A 14230-nucleotide genomic window follows, 5' to 3' on the forward strand; every position below is an offset into this window, starting at 1 on the left:
CTCATCAAGCGAATGGAGGCTGCCATGAATCGAAAATGGAAGCATCATGCGGAAGCCTATCTGTACATCTCCCCGAGCGTGATCTTGACGGTCGCGCTCGGCATTTATCCGATCCTCTGGGCTTTGCGCTACATGTTCTACGACTACAAGGGGTACGGCGAAGCGACGTTCGTCGGGCTTTACAATTTCAGACGCCTGTTCCGTGACGAATACTTGTGGGACGCGATCTGGAACACGTTCGTATTCGCGGGGGGCAAAATGCTGCTGACGCTGCCGGTTGCCCTCCTTCTCGCCGTCATCTTGAACGGCAAATTGAAAGGCCGTAATCTGCTGCGCGGCATTTATTTCATGCCGACGATCTTCAGCACCGCGGTGATGGCCGTCGTATTCTACATCATATTCAACACGTACAACGGATTGCTCAACCAGCTGCTGAAGCTGGCCGGCCTGCCGACGCTGGAGTGGCTGGGCACCGAATACGCGATGCTTACCTGCATCCTGATCGCCGCTTGGGGCGGCATCGGCAACTATATGCTGCTGTTCTTGGCCGGCCTGCAGGGGATTCCGAAGGACGTGTACGAGAGCGCCGAATTAGACGGGGCGACCGGCGCGCGCCGCTTCTGGTCGATCACGATTCCGATGCTCGGGCCCGTGCTCAACATCATCATGATGCTGGCGATCATGAGCGCGCTGGAGAGCTACGAAGCGATTATGGTGCTGACGGGCGGCGGTCCTTCGGGCGCGACGGAGGTCATGCACCTGTACTTGTACAAGCTGCTGTTCCCGGTCTCGACCGGCGAATCGATGGCGCAGGATATCGGCTACGGCTCGGCCGTGGCGATGCTGCTGGCGCTCATCGTCGGCGCGATCACCGGCATTTATCTGTACCTATCCCGCAAGCTGAACGACGTTCATTCCTGACCGAGAGGAGCAAGCCGCATGAAGCGAATGACCGGACGCCTGCTGATGTGGGCGTTTCTCCTGACGGCGGCGGCGCTGCTGCTGCTGCCGATCGGGCTGGCCGTACTCGGCTCCTTGAAGACGAACCAGGAGCTGACTGCCGGTACCGCGATCCTCCCGCAAGCCTGGCAATTCGACAATTACGGGTATACGTGGAAGGAAGCGAAATTCTCCGTATACGTGTGGAATAGCGTGATCTACAGCGTCGGCGCGACGCTGACGACGCTCGCCGTCTGCGCCTTGGCCGCTTATGCGGCCGCGCGCAAGACGTTCCCCGGCCGCAAGCTGATGCTCGCCGTCTATTCGGCCATGATGTTCATCCATATGGGCGTGCTGACGCTGAAGCCGGCGTATCAGCTGATGGTGGAGCTTGGCCTGCACAAATCGGTCTTCGGCTTGATCATCATGATGACCGGCGCGGGCGGCACGACCTTCTTTATCTTGTATGCCTTTATCCGCGGCATCTCGAGAGATCTCGACGAGGCGGCGATGATCGACGGCGCCGGATCGTTCTATATTTTCTCGCGCATTATCCTGCCGCTCTGCACGCCGGCGCTCGGCGTCGTCGCTTTGTTCGCCTTCCGGGGCGCCTGGAACAACTATATTCTCCCGCTCGTCTTTACGATGTCGCAGCCGGATCTGCAGCCGCTCACGGTTGGGCTGGCGAACATCCGCTACGGCTTCGGCGGCGCGGTCCAAAGCCATCTCATGCTGGCCGGGGCATGCATCTCGATGATTCCGATGCTGCTCATCTACGTGCTGGCCAACAAGTCTTTCGTTCAAATGAACGTCGGCGCATTAAAAGGTTGATCGAATCGAAAGGCCCGTGCTACCATCAGGAGCAAAACCTACGGCGAGGCGGGGATCGAAATGGGCGTATTCTACAAAATGTCTCTGCGGCAGCGCATCTGGCTGGCTTTTATCCTGATCGTCTCGGTCGTCATTCTGGCGACCGGGGTGCTGGCGTACCATATCGCCTCCGGCGTATCCGAGCAGAATGCGCTGCGGCTCAGCCAAGATACGCTCAACAAGACGTCTCAAGCGTTGGACGAGAAGCTTCGGAACATTAAGACGTCCGTGTTCTCGATGATGATGAACATGGATTACCGGCGGGCGGTGGGGCTTGAGGCGTCGTCGGATTTTCAGAACTACTACACCCATTTGTCCGCGCTCCAATCCGTGTTCGTCCAGCTTCGGCTGGTGGAGCCGCTGATCGATTCCATCCTCGTCGAGACGCCGGACGGGCAGTATTACGAGAATTCGCAAATCGCGATTCCCCGGCAATCGTTCTACGCAACGCCGCTCTACGAGCAGGTGAAAACGCTTAACGCCGAGCACGTCGAGCTATGGGTCGGCGGGCATCAAGACCCGTTCTACAACGATCCGGACGAAATGATCTCCTTCGTGACCGAAGGGGCCATGAACCAAGTGTCCAAAAATAGGTATGTGGTGGCGAACGTGAAGGTGAGCGAACTGCGCAAATACATCAACCGCTATATCGGCTGGAATCAGGGGCGGTTCATGCTGCTGACGGCCGGCGGCGATCCGGTATTCGCGGAGGATGGCGCCCAGTTCCCGGGCTTCTCGCGGGATGAGGCGGTTCGGGAGGCGCTGCTGCGGGACGCGGGCAATTTCGACTATTCATCCGGCGGCGAGACCTATTCGGTCAATTACCGGAGGCTCGATTCGGCCAAGGACTGGGTACTCTTCAGCGTCCTGCCCAAGTCCGGCCTCCTCGAGCGGCTGGGGAATCTCAAGTGGGTCATCCTCGGCTTCATGCTCGCCTGCCTGCTCGTATCGGGCCTCATCGCGCGTTTCTTGACCCGCTTGCTCCTCCGTCCGCTGACGCGCCTGCAGGCGGTCATCCGGCGAGTGGAGCAGAGCGACTTGACCGTTCGCTTCGACAGTCCTTACCAGGACGAGATTTCGCAGGTCGGCTCCCGGTTCAACCGGATGCTGGACGAGATCAACCGCCTGTTCCGGGAAGTGAAGGAGGCGGAGACGGAGAAGCGCCGGTCGGAGCTGAAGGCGATGCAGGCGCAGATCGATCCGCATTTTCTATACAACACGCTCAACACGATTTATTGGAAAAGCCAACTTCAGGAGCACGAGCACGTCCAGCATATGGTGCTGTCGCTCTCCCGGCTGTTCCAGCTCGGCCTGAACAAGGGCCGGGAGCAGACGACGCTGGCCAACGAGATCGCGCACGTCACGCAGTATTTGGATATTCAACGGCAATGCTACGCGTCGTTGTTCGACTATCGGATCGAGGTGGACGAAGCGGTGGAGCGGCAGCGGCCGATTCTGAAAATCCTGCTGCAGCCGCTCGTGGAAAATTCGATTCTCCACGGGTTCCGGAACCGGAAGGACGGCGGCTTCATTCGAATCGGCATCGACGTTCACGGGGACGGCGGCCTCGCGCTCGAGGTCGAGGACAACGGCGAAGGGTTCGACGCCGCGCCGCCGGAAGAAGGGCAGGAGCCGAGCGGCTACGCGCTTCACAATGTCCGGAAGCGGCTCGGTCTCGAATACGGCGACGAGGCCGAGCTGCGGGTGCGGAGCGAACCGGGCGTTCGAACCGTCATCACGATGATCATACCGGCACGCCGGGACTGGAGGGAAGCAGGATGACGTTGCCTTGGAGCTTGTGCGTTATCGACGATATCGCGGCCGTAATTGACGGCATATCCCGCAGCGTCCGGTGGGAGGAGCACGGTATTGCGCTGGCCGGCACCGCGACGGACGGCGAAGAAGGATGGCGGCTGATCGAGCGGACGGTACCGGACATCGTCATTACCGACATTCGCATGCCCAAGCTGGACGGCATGGCGCTGACGGAACGGGTGAAGGCCCGGTTCCCGAGGTGCAAAATCATATTCATCACCGGCTTCACCGATTTTGAATACGCCCAGCAGGCGCTCAAGTTAGGCGCGTTCGATTTCATAGCCAAGCCGTTCTCGCTCGGCGAGATCGTGGAGGCCGTCCTGAAGGCGAGAGCGGCGCTGGAAGCGGAGCGCGGCGAGCTGGACAAGCGACGGGAGCTGGAGCAGCGGGTGCAGGCGAGCCTGCCGACGCTTCGGCGGGAGTTCATGCAGACGCTAATGCACCATCGGGGGAGCGAGGCGGCCGTCGCGGAGCGGTGGCGATTCCTGGATATCCCGCTCGCGCCGGCGAACCTGATCGTCATGGCGATCGAGATCGACGCGTTCGAGGAGCGCCGTCTCGCGATGCCCGCGCAGGAGGCGGAGCTGCTGCGGTTCACGCTCCAGAACATCGTGGAGGAGACGATCGCGGGCTACGCGGCGGGCATCGTCTTCCGCGAGACGATGGACAGGTTCGTCGCCGTCTTCAACGAGGCGGAAGGCATCTCTCCCATGGAGATCGCGGAGCAATGCTGCCGGAATATCGCCACCCATTCGCGCTTCACCGTGTCGATCGGCGTCGGCCTGATCGCCGCGGGCGTGGAAGAGCTGGCGGACGCGTACCGGCAGGCGCTGGACGCGCTGTCGTACCATTTCTATACGGGCGGCAATGGGGCGCTCGGCTACGAGGATGCGGGAGCGGCAGACCGGGGGCGCGCCCATGGCACGCTCGAGGGGGAGACGGAGCTGCTATACAGCATACGCTGCGGCAACGCGGAGAAGGCGTCGCTGCTGTTGAATCGGCTGTTCGCGGAGCATGCGGCGGCAAGCGAGCGGCCGGAACCGGATTATATGATCAGCGTCTACGACGAGCTTGCCTTTATGATGGCGCGGGTGCTGCAGGAGATCGTGCCGCAGGGCGACGCGGCGGAGCTGGTCCGGCAGGTCCGGGAGCGGCCGATGTCCGGCGCGAGAACGATCCGCAAGGAGCAGGAGCGGCTCACCAGGCTGAGCGGCGAATGCTGCCGGCTGATCGAGCGGATGCGAGCCGGCGAGGCTTCCACGATCATCGAGCAATCGGTCCGCTATATACGCGAGCATCTGAGCGAGGAGCTGACCGTGCAGAACGGCGCGAAGCAGGTCCATCTCAGCCCGAGTTATTTCGCCAACCTGTTCAAGAAAACGACGGGTATGCCGTACATGCAGTTCGTGACGCAGGAGCGGGTGGAGCTGGCCAAGAAGATGCTGCTGGACGGCTACCAGGTGCAAGAGGTGACGCATGCGACGGGCTACGGGGACCGGCGGTATTTCAGCGAGGTGTTCAAGAAGCTGACCGGCGCGACGCCGACGGAATTCCGGGCGTCCATGATGGCCGGGAAACCGGAATAACGCGGAGAGAGGAAGTAGGCGATGATGAAAGACCGGCTGCGCGAGGTGCGCGAGCGGATCGGCTCGCCGGCGTTCGAGGCGGCGTCCGGCGCGCTCCGCGCGGAAGCGGAGGCGCTGCTTCGCTCGGAATACCGGATCGCGCCAAGAGAGCGGGGCGGCTGGGCGCACCATTATTATTGCCCGGACGACGCATCCCGGCTGACCTTCGATTGGAATCGGCCCGACGAACACGTATGTCTGCGATGCGGCATTAGCCGGCGCGGCGAGCCGTACGACGGCGCCTGGATATCGCTTGCGCACGGGCGGCTTGGGGCCGGCTTGAAGAGCGCGGCATTGCTAGGGACCGCGCTTGGCGAGGAGAGGCTGCTCGCCAAGGCGCGGGAGCTGCTCCTCGCGTACGCCGCCGTCTATATCGGCTTCGAGCCGCACGGCGGCATTCCGTATAACGGACCGGGGAAGCTGTTCCAGCAGACGCTGGACGAAGCGCATTGGATTCTCGACGTCTGCCAAGCGTATTTGTGGCTGCGCGACCGGCTGGCGGCGGACGATCGGCAGCGAATCGCCGAAGGGGTTCTTCGTCCGTGCGCCGAGTTTCTCGCCGCGCATAAGGAGCGCCAGCTCCACAACCACGCGATGCTCATTACGGCCGCGATCGGCATGCTCGGGTTCGCGTTGGACGACGAGCGGCTGACGGCCTGCGGGCTGCAGGGCGAATACGGGCTGTTCGACCAGCTGACGCGCGGCGTGCTGGAGGATGGTCTCTGGTACGAAGGGGCGTTTCACTACCACTACTACGCGCTGCATCCGGTGCTGCAATACGGTCTTGCCGTCGAAGGGACGCCTTGGGATATCCGGATGCATCCGTCGATCAAGCGGATGTTCGATTCCCCGCTGGATTACATCGGGCCGGACGGGGTCTTCCCGTCGCTCAACGACGCCAGCTCGATCGCCGCGATCGGCAGCTTCGCGCCGTATTACGAGATTGCGCACGACTGGTACGGCGAGCCGGTCTATGCGGACTATCTGCGGCTTGCTTACGGAATCGGGGACGGCGAGGAGGCGGGCGGTCCGTACGTTCCCGTGCCGCGAAGCTCCGTCTACAGCCTGCTGTGCGGCGCCGACTTGACGGTTTCGAAGGACGGAGAACGAGCGGGCGGAATGCCGCCCGGCAGATCGATGCGCGAGCGGATGCGCGCTTCGCGTTCGTCGGCAGGCAGCGGTCTGACCAAGCTGGTCAACGCGCGGTCGTGGCAGCTGATCGTCAAACACAGCCCGTTCAGCGGCGAGCACGATCACATGGACCGGCTCGGGCTATCTCTGCGGCGGGGAACGGAGTCGCTCCTGGCCGATCCCGGCACGACCGCCTACGGCGTGCCGATTCATTACGGTTGGCTGAAGCATACGTATTCCCATCAGACGGTTGCGCTGGACGGGAAAGACCAGCCGCCAGCGGACGGCCGCAGACTCGGCTGGGGACGGGAGACATGGGGCGAATGGGTCGCCTCCGCCGTCGATTGGACCGAGCCGGGTTACCGGATGAAGCCGGACATTATACTCCCGCCGGAGCTGTGTCCTTGGGACGCGGAGGCGTACCGGGATGCGTCCGTCGTCCGCGTGAACGCGCTGCTCGGAGACGCGTTCCTGGACATCGTCCGGGTCCGCGTGCCCGATCAACGCACGATCGACTTGTTGTACCATATCGACGGGGAGCTTTCGCGGCCGGCCGGCGCGGGCGACGCGTCTTTCGCGGGCGTCTTCTGCGAGCTGGATTCGACGCTCTTCGAATCGCCGCTGCTGCTCGGGGACGAGGGGCAGACCGAGCTGCGCTGGGAGCTTGCGAGCGGGCATTGGCTGCAGGGCAGCTGGTGCTCGCGTGAAGTTCGGCGCATCTGCGCCCGGACGCCGGGCAATCCGCCCGATACGCGTCGTCAATCGCTCGTGCAGCGGGTGAACATCGCGGGGGAGGCGACATTCGTCAACCTGTTCCGTTATTCGGAAACGAACGCCTGGGCGCAGACGTCCGCGGTGCGAGTTGCGGAGGCGGATACGCCGGGGCGGTTGATCGTGCAATTCGCGGCGGACGGCGAAGAGCGGCGGTTCATCGTCCGGTTAAGTGATATGGAAGCAAGCATGCGTTTGGAAGAAGAAAGGGATTAACGCGGGCAAAGCTTTTCAACCGCCGGATTCGATTCCGGCGATAGTTCACAAATAAAAAGGAGGTCGCGCGAGTATGAGCAACATCAACCGGTGGGAGAATGCGGAGCCGGGCGTCATGCGTCGAATATTCCCGCCCGGCCAAACGCTCATGATGATGGAGGTCCGTTTCGAGGCGGGCGCCGAAGGCTATTTGCATAGTCACGAGCACGAACAGCTGTCTTATTTGGCGCAGGGACGGTTGGCCTTTACAATCAACGGCGAGACGACGGTGCTCGCGGCAGGGGAATCGATCGCGATTCCGAGCAACGCGCTCCACGGCGTGAAGGCGCTTGCGCCGAGCGTGCTGATCGATGCGTTCACGCCGGTCCGCGAGGATTTGGTGAAGCGGTAGCGCGGGCGTGCTCGGCAAGACGGGCGCGGCAGGTAAGCCGAACAAGGCGCCGCGTTCGCGCGATCTTGTCGCGCGGGCTACAAATGGCTTAACAAACGCTCCACTTGGATATGGCGCCGCGACGATCCGCGGCCGATAATGAAAGCGAGCGCCCTCGTCTCAAGCGGGCGCGGAGTCTTCGCCGCCGCGAGTCATCACGCGCCGCGGCGCGAAATATTCGGCTTGAAAGGATGTTGTGAGCGATGCGCGAATCGCGCCCGAACTTACTGCTCATCACCGTGGACCAGATGCGAGGCGACTGCCTGAGCCTGCTGGGACATCCGGTCGTCGAGACGCCGAATCTGGATCAGCTGGCGCGCAGAGGCGTGCTGTTCCGGAACGCGTATACCTCGACGCCGTCGTGCGTGCCGGCGCGGGCGGCGATCTTCACCGGCATGAGCCCGCGATCGCACGGCCGCGTCGGCTACCAGGACAAGGTGCCGTGGAATTACGAGCATACGCTGCCGGGAGAGCTGGCCAAGGCCGGCTACCATACGCAATGCGTGGGCAAAATGCACGTCGAGCCGGCGCGCAATTTGCTCGGCTTTCACAACGTCGTGCTGCATGACGGCTACCTGCATCACAATCGGTTCAAGCACGCGAACGCGGTCACGGAATCGCACGACAGCTGCGACGATTATTTGCCTTGGCTGCGCGAGCGGGCGGGGGCGGGCGCCGATCTGACCGATCTCGGCCTCGATTGCAACGCCTCGACCGTCGCGCGGCCGTGGCATCTGCCGGAGTCGCTTCACCCGACGAATTGGGTCGTCACGCAGTCGATCGACTTCCTAAGACGGCGCGACCCGCGCAAGCCGTTCTTCCTGTGGAGCTCGTTCGTCCGGCCGCATCCGCCGTTCGATCCGCCTCAGGCGTATTGGGACCGCTACGTCGGGGCGGACTTCCCCGATCCCGTCGTCGGCGAATGGGCGTCGCAGGAGGACCCGGAACGCAGCGGGCTTAATCCCGTCACCGGGGCGGGCATCGTCCCGAGAACGCGCCTGCGCCGTGCGATGGCCGCCTACTACGCGCTGATCAATCATATCGACGATCAGCTGGGGCGGCTCATGAACGCGCTGGAGGAATACGGCGTGCTGGATAACACGGTCATCCTGTTCACCTCGGACCACGGAGAGCTGCTGGGCGATCATCATCTATTCCGCAAGGCGCTCCCGTACGAAGGCAGCGCGAAAGTGCCGCTCATTCTGGCCGATCCGGGAGGCAAGCTGGGGCTTCGGCAAGGCACGGCCGTCGAGGCGGTCGCGGAATTGAGGGATATTATGCCGACGCTGCTCGCTTGCGCGGGAGCGGACATTCCGTCCGGCGTCGACGGCGCGAGCCTGCTTCGGGCCGAAGAGCTGGCGCAAGCCGGCAGCTGGCGCCCGTACATTCACGGCGAGCATGCCTATGGCGCGCAGTCGCAGCATTATTTGACCGACGGCCGCCAGAAGTACATTTGGTTCAGCCAGACCGGCGAAGAGCAGCTGTTCGACCTGGAGAATGACCCGCAGGAGCTGCGGAACGCGGCCGGAGAGGCCGCGTATGCGGCGAGCGTCGCGGCATGGCGCGAGCGGCTCGTCCGCGAGCTCGACGGACGGGAGGAAGGCTATGTGGAGGCTGGCGGTCTTGTCGTCGGGCGGATGTCCCGAACTTGCCTGAGCCACATCCTATAACGGGAATACGACGTGCGGCATTGGAACCATGCCGCGCGTTTTTGTGTGCCTTGCGATCCTCCTGGAGATTGGAAAATCAAAAAATATGATTGCTTCAAAGTAAATTTTGGTAAAATAAGTCTAGTGCTAGAGTTTAGGAACGAGAAGGTGGGGATCTTCGAGCGAATTAGCTAGGCGATGAAACGTTGCGAAGCAAATGGCGAGGGGGAGCGGAATGATTCGAAATCGGACGATTCGCATCATGATCGGGGCGCTGGTGCTGTTCATTGCGGGCTGCGCGGACGGCGTCGCGGGCGATGAGAAGACGGCGGAGACATATATAGAAGGCCATCGTTACGCGGTCGTATCCCGGGAAGGTTTGCTGAACCAGTACGTGCTGACCCGGGAGAAGCTGCACGGGAGCGGATTGGAGTCCGCGATGAACATGCAGACGTGGGGCGTGCAGCTAGTGCCGCCGGATGCTTTTATCGGGAAGGAAGTGAAGGAATACGGGTTCACCGTGAACGATCATCCGCTCGTGGACAAGTACCGCTCGAATATTCAATTGGTCGTGCTCATGTCCGAAGGCAAGGTCATCGGCGGTACGTCGTTCCCGGTTAACGAGGGCAGCGAAATGCGGATCGGCGCGCCTTATTCCGTCGACGGCCGAACGCTGGAGGAAGTGACGGGTCTGACCTACGAGGAATGGGTCGCCAGCTGGAACCGAAAGTATGGTCCGCCGGCAGCGCCGAAGGACCAGGACTTGCGGGAGGGCGAGATTGCGCTCGTCGAGCTGTTATGCCACGAAGGCTTGCCGAATCCCGGTTGCGCAGATTGGCAATCCGACGCGCCGGAGGTTGTTCATATGTTCATCCAGGCGATTCAGAGCGCGGAACAGCTGGCCGGCCAAATCAATAGCATCGCGCAATACGACCTGAACTTGATCTACCGGAACCAGACGACGAAGCGCTACCACATTACGCTGGGAACCGATCGCGGCATGAACGGGATGCTGGTCGACTTGGAGAATACGGACCAAGGCTACGCGATCCCGGCGGAGCAGGCGAATAAGCTGCGGGATTTGATTGTCGGTCCATGAATGACTAGCGCTCTTATACTAAACTGTGGTAAAAAAGGTAGGGTGTAGTTAGCTTAGAATGTCAACACGGAAAGGATATCCGATTGGAATGCGAACACCTAGACGACTTTCAACCTTGCTTCTCGCCTGCGCGATTGCGCTGGCTCCGTTCTCTGCGGCGGGAACTGCCGGGCAGGCCGATGCCGCGGCGGACGCTGGTCTATTTCTCTATCCGCTTCCTAGCGTCCAGCAAGATAAGATCAAGCTCCGCTTCGACTATCGCGCGGCCAAGGCAGGCACGTACCGGGTAACGCTTCGCGTGAAGCCCGCCGGCCAAGCCGCTTACCAAGCCGGCACGCTGGACAAGACCGTCATTAAAGCCGTCTCAGCGGGCTTGGCGACCTACCAGGTAACTTGGAACCGGATTGCCGACAAGCTAAAAGCGGGCGAACGCGCGGATCTTCAGCTTGTCGCGACGGACGCCAAAGGCAAGACGGAGACGTTTGAATTACGCGGGTATAGACCGGATTCGAAGCCGAATGTACGCGGCCGGATCGATAATTACCTTATCTATTACGGCGCTTGGACGGATGCGCTGGTGAATCGGGTCAAGGACCAATATAAGCTCGTCATTCTGGACACGCGCGCGGGGATTACGCCCCGACAGGTCGCCAGACTAAGAGCAGGCAAAGACCCGCGCCGCGCGGATGACGACGTGCTCGTGCTCGGCTACCTTTCGGCCGGAGAGGATTCGCGCACGATCGGCTTAACCCCCGCTCAGATGAAGAAGGATAAGCGTTTCGTGCTCGACGGCACGGGTCCGGCGGTCGATCCGCGTCTGGGCGCGCCTTATCCGAACGGCGGTCCGCTCACGGGACCGATCGACTCCGACGGCAAGCTGACGGGCGGCGGGTTCGCTCCGTTTTATTTGAACGACAATTTCGCGACGAACGGCAAAGGCGCCAGAGGCGTGCCGGATTTCAACGCGAACTTCAACGGCGCGTTCGTTAATATCGGTCACCCGCTTTGGTACGCGGCGCTATCGAATATGACGCTCAAGCAGGACAAGGTGTCGGGCATACGCGAGCTATTGGGGACGGACTACGGCGGGGCATACGGACTGGACGGCTTATTCCTCGATACGCTGGACACCGCGGCCCCCAACTCGTACACGGATGCTTCCAGCTGGAATCAAAGCGAATTCGAATGGACCGCGCCGGGTACGCGGGCGTTCGTCGAGAAGTTATCGCGGCAATACCCTTCGGCGCTGTTGGCGGCCAATCGCGGGCTATTCTTCTACAATCCGGATTTAGGGTCCTACGCGCACACGCTTCGGCCTTACGTCGATTTCGTCATGTTCGAGAGCTTCCGATTGAACAACAGCGATAGCGAATATTTCAACGCCACGTTCTTCGCGGACAACAAATATAACGCGGCCCAGAAACTGCTGGCCGAAGCGGATCGGCCCGACGGCTTCCGCGCGTTAAGCCTCGGTTATGCGGAAGGTCCCGCGGGCGCTCAGCTCCGACAGGCGCTTCGACGTCCGCCGACGGCTTCCGCTCCGCGCATGCTGACCGACGATATTGACGAAGCGGCGGTTCGGCTCGGCATGGTGCACTATCTATCGACGCGTCTCTTGATAGATGTCAATACGTTCGTGAAGGACTACATGCCGGCGAAAGCCCAAAAGCCGGTGTGGGGAAGCACGAAGACGCCTCCGTTCGGCCAGCCGTTCGAAGCGGCGCGGGAGGGAGCGCAGGCGGCGTTCTTCGAAGGCGGCAAGCTGGTCGTTCAATGGGACCTCGCGCATTCCCAAGCGCGCCCGATCCGGTATACCTTGTACGTCAAAGAAGGAACCCCCTTCGACATGACGCGCGATTTGAAACAGCAGAGCGTCGCGGCTTACGTCGAGACCGTTCGTCCGGATGTCCCATCCGACTATGCCGGCGCAGGCGATCGCTCGGCTAGATATCCCTATCAAACGTCCGTCGGCGGTCTCGATCCGAACAAAACGTATCAGGTGCTGATCCGCGCGCGCAACGCGCAAGGACTGTACGAGACGAATACGCATGCCGTGCAAGTAAACGGCGAACCGAGTAATTCTTGAACGGTAGCGTCCAGCGGGCCATTGGTCCGCTGGACGTTTTTTGTTCCTCCAGGCAGAGCCCCTTTGTTCCGGCAAGGCGAACGGTCATCGCGCACGTCTCCGCCCGCGCGCAAAGACAAAAGGTAAAGAATGTGCACGCGGAAGTTCGTTTTGGTTATTCCGCATAAGGAAAGGCACTCCCTATAATGAAGAAAACGAGGGAGGTTGGAAGCGATGCAACCATCGATACTGGAAGAGCGCCATGCGCGCACGGCATGGTTTCGCGAGGCGAGATTCGGGATGTTTATCCATTGGGGGTTATACGCGATACCCGCGCGGGGCGAATGGGTGCGCAGCTTCGAGCGCATGCCGGTAGAAGCGTACCAGCCCTACTTTGACCAATTCGATCCGACGGGCTACGAGCCGGCCGCATGGGCCAAGGCGGCGAAGCAGGCGGGGATGAAATACGCGGTGCTGACCGCGAAGCATCATGACGGATTCTGTCTGTTCGACAGCGCGCTCACGGACTACAAGGCGACGAATACGCCGGCAGGGCGCGATCTCGTGCGCGAGTTCGTCGAGGCGTTCCGCGCGGAAGGCCTCAAGGTCGGCTTGTATTACTCGCTGCTCGACTGGCATCATCCGGACTATCCCGCGTATGGCGATAAGCACCATCCGATGCGCGATGACCCGGCTTACGCGCGAGACCCGCAGCAATTCGACCGCTATCTCGATTACATGCACGGCCAAATCAGGGAGCTGCTTACCGGTTACGGCAAGCTGGACATCATGTGGTTCGACTTCTCCTACGACGAGCTGTCAGGCGAGAAATGGCGCGCGACGGAGCTGATGAACATGATCGGCGAGCTGCAGCCGGAAATGCTGATCGACAACCGGCTGGAAGTGAATGGCGAACGCCAGAGCAGCATCTATACCGATGAACCGCTCGCCTACGCGGGAGACTTTGCTTCGCCGGAACAAATCGTGCCGCCGGCGGGCATTACGAGCAACGGCGGTCAGCCGATTCCGTGGGAAGCTTGCATCACGCTGAACAACAACTGGGGCTACGCGCCGGCGGACAAAGCGTACAAATCGGCGACGACGGTCATCCGCAAGCTGGTCGAATGCGTCAGCAAGAACGGCAACATGCTGCTGAACGTCGGTCCGGACGCGAAGGGACGGATTCCCGACGAGTCGCTCGCCATTCTCCGGGAGGTCGGCGAATGGGTAGCGCGCAACGGCGACAGCATTCACGGCTGCGGCGGCGCGGATCTCGAGAAGCCCGAGTGGGGCCGCTACACGCGCAGGGGGAATAAGCTGTACGCGCACCTGTTCGAGCCCAGCATCGGGGCCGTCCTGCTGCAAGGGCTGGAAGGGCGAATCAAGCAGGCGCGCCTGCTGGCCGACGGCTCGGAGCTTCACTTGGCGCGGCCGTGGAATGCCGAACTGTTCCCGAACGACGCGTTCGTCAACTTCGCCCAGCCGATACATGCGACCTACGAGCTGCCGGATGCGCGCGATACGGTGCTGGAACTGGAGCTTGCGGAATAAAGGCAGGCTAGCGAACCGGGCTTGCTTGAGGAAGACGGAACAACGCAAGACACATACGGAAGGTGGAAC

General features: G+C 61.7%; 10 protein-coding genes. All 10 read left to right on the top strand.

The window, feature by feature from the left end; genetic code table 11:
* Positions 1–24 precede the first annotated feature (24 nt).
* The 10 genes from BCM02_RS15765 (at position 25) to BCM02_RS15810 (ending at position 14161) form a co-directional block, all read left to right on the top strand.
* Positions 25–921: a carbohydrate ABC transporter permease gene (locus BCM02_RS15765; RefSeq protein WP_148930052.1), complete on the top strand. Its 897-nt coding sequence runs from the start codon at positions 25–27 to the stop codon at positions 919–921.
* An 18-nt stretch (positions 922–939) separates the two neighbouring features.
* Positions 940–1770, top strand: coding sequence for a carbohydrate ABC transporter permease (locus BCM02_RS15770; RefSeq protein ID WP_187434238.1), 831 nt, complete (start codon positions 940–942; stop codon positions 1768–1770).
* A 60-nt stretch (positions 1771–1830) separates the two neighbouring features.
* On the top strand, positions 1831–3591 hold the full coding sequence (locus BCM02_RS15775; RefSeq protein WP_148930053.1) for a cache domain-containing sensor histidine kinase: 1761 nt from the start codon (positions 1831–1833) through the stop codon (positions 3589–3591).
* The gene (locus tag BCM02_RS15780; protein ID WP_187434239.1) at positions 3588–5210 is read left to right on the top strand and encodes a response regulator; all 1623 of its coding nucleotides are present in this window, start codon (positions 3588–3590) and stop codon (positions 5208–5210) included. Before BCM02_RS15775 ends, BCM02_RS15780 begins: the two co-directional genes overlap by 4 nt.
* A gap of 21 nt (positions 5211–5231) precedes the next feature.
* Complete coding sequence (locus BCM02_RS15785; protein WP_148930055.1) at positions 5232–7367, top strand: heparinase II/III domain-containing protein; 2136 nt, start codon at positions 5232–5234, stop codon at positions 7365–7367.
* 73 nt (positions 7368–7440) lie between these two features.
* Complete coding sequence (locus BCM02_RS15790; RefSeq protein ID WP_148930056.1) at positions 7441–7758, top strand: cupin domain-containing protein; 318 nt, start codon at positions 7441–7443, stop codon at positions 7756–7758.
* A 242-nt stretch (positions 7759–8000) separates the two neighbouring features.
* Positions 8001–9467 (top strand): arylsulfatase, encoded by a 1467-nt coding sequence (locus BCM02_RS15795; RefSeq protein ID WP_148930057.1) that lies wholly within the window; start codon positions 8001–8003, stop codon positions 9465–9467.
* Positions 9468–9681: 214 nt separating this feature from the next.
* Positions 9682–10545 carry a hypothetical protein gene (locus BCM02_RS15800; RefSeq protein WP_148930058.1) on the top strand — a complete coding sequence of 288 codons (864 nt, stop codon included), beginning with the start codon at positions 9682–9684 and terminating at the stop codon, positions 10543–10545.
* An 88-nt stretch (positions 10546–10633) separates the two neighbouring features.
* Positions 10634–12631, top strand: a complete 1998-nt coding sequence (locus tag BCM02_RS15805; protein ID WP_148930059.1) for a hypothetical protein — start codon at positions 10634–10636, stop codon at positions 12629–12631.
* 213 nt (positions 12632–12844) lie between these two features.
* The gene (locus BCM02_RS15810) at positions 12845–14161 is read left to right on the top strand and encodes an alpha-L-fucosidase (RefSeq protein WP_148930060.1); all 1317 of its coding nucleotides are present in this window, start codon (positions 12845–12847) and stop codon (positions 14159–14161) included.
* Positions 14162–14230: the final 69 nt, after the last annotated feature.

Source organism: Paenibacillus methanolicus, from assembly GCF_008124765.1.
In the GTDB taxonomy this organism is placed as follows: domain Bacteria; phylum Bacillota; class Bacilli; order Paenibacillales; family Paenibacillaceae; genus Paenibacillus_Z; species Paenibacillus_Z methanolicus.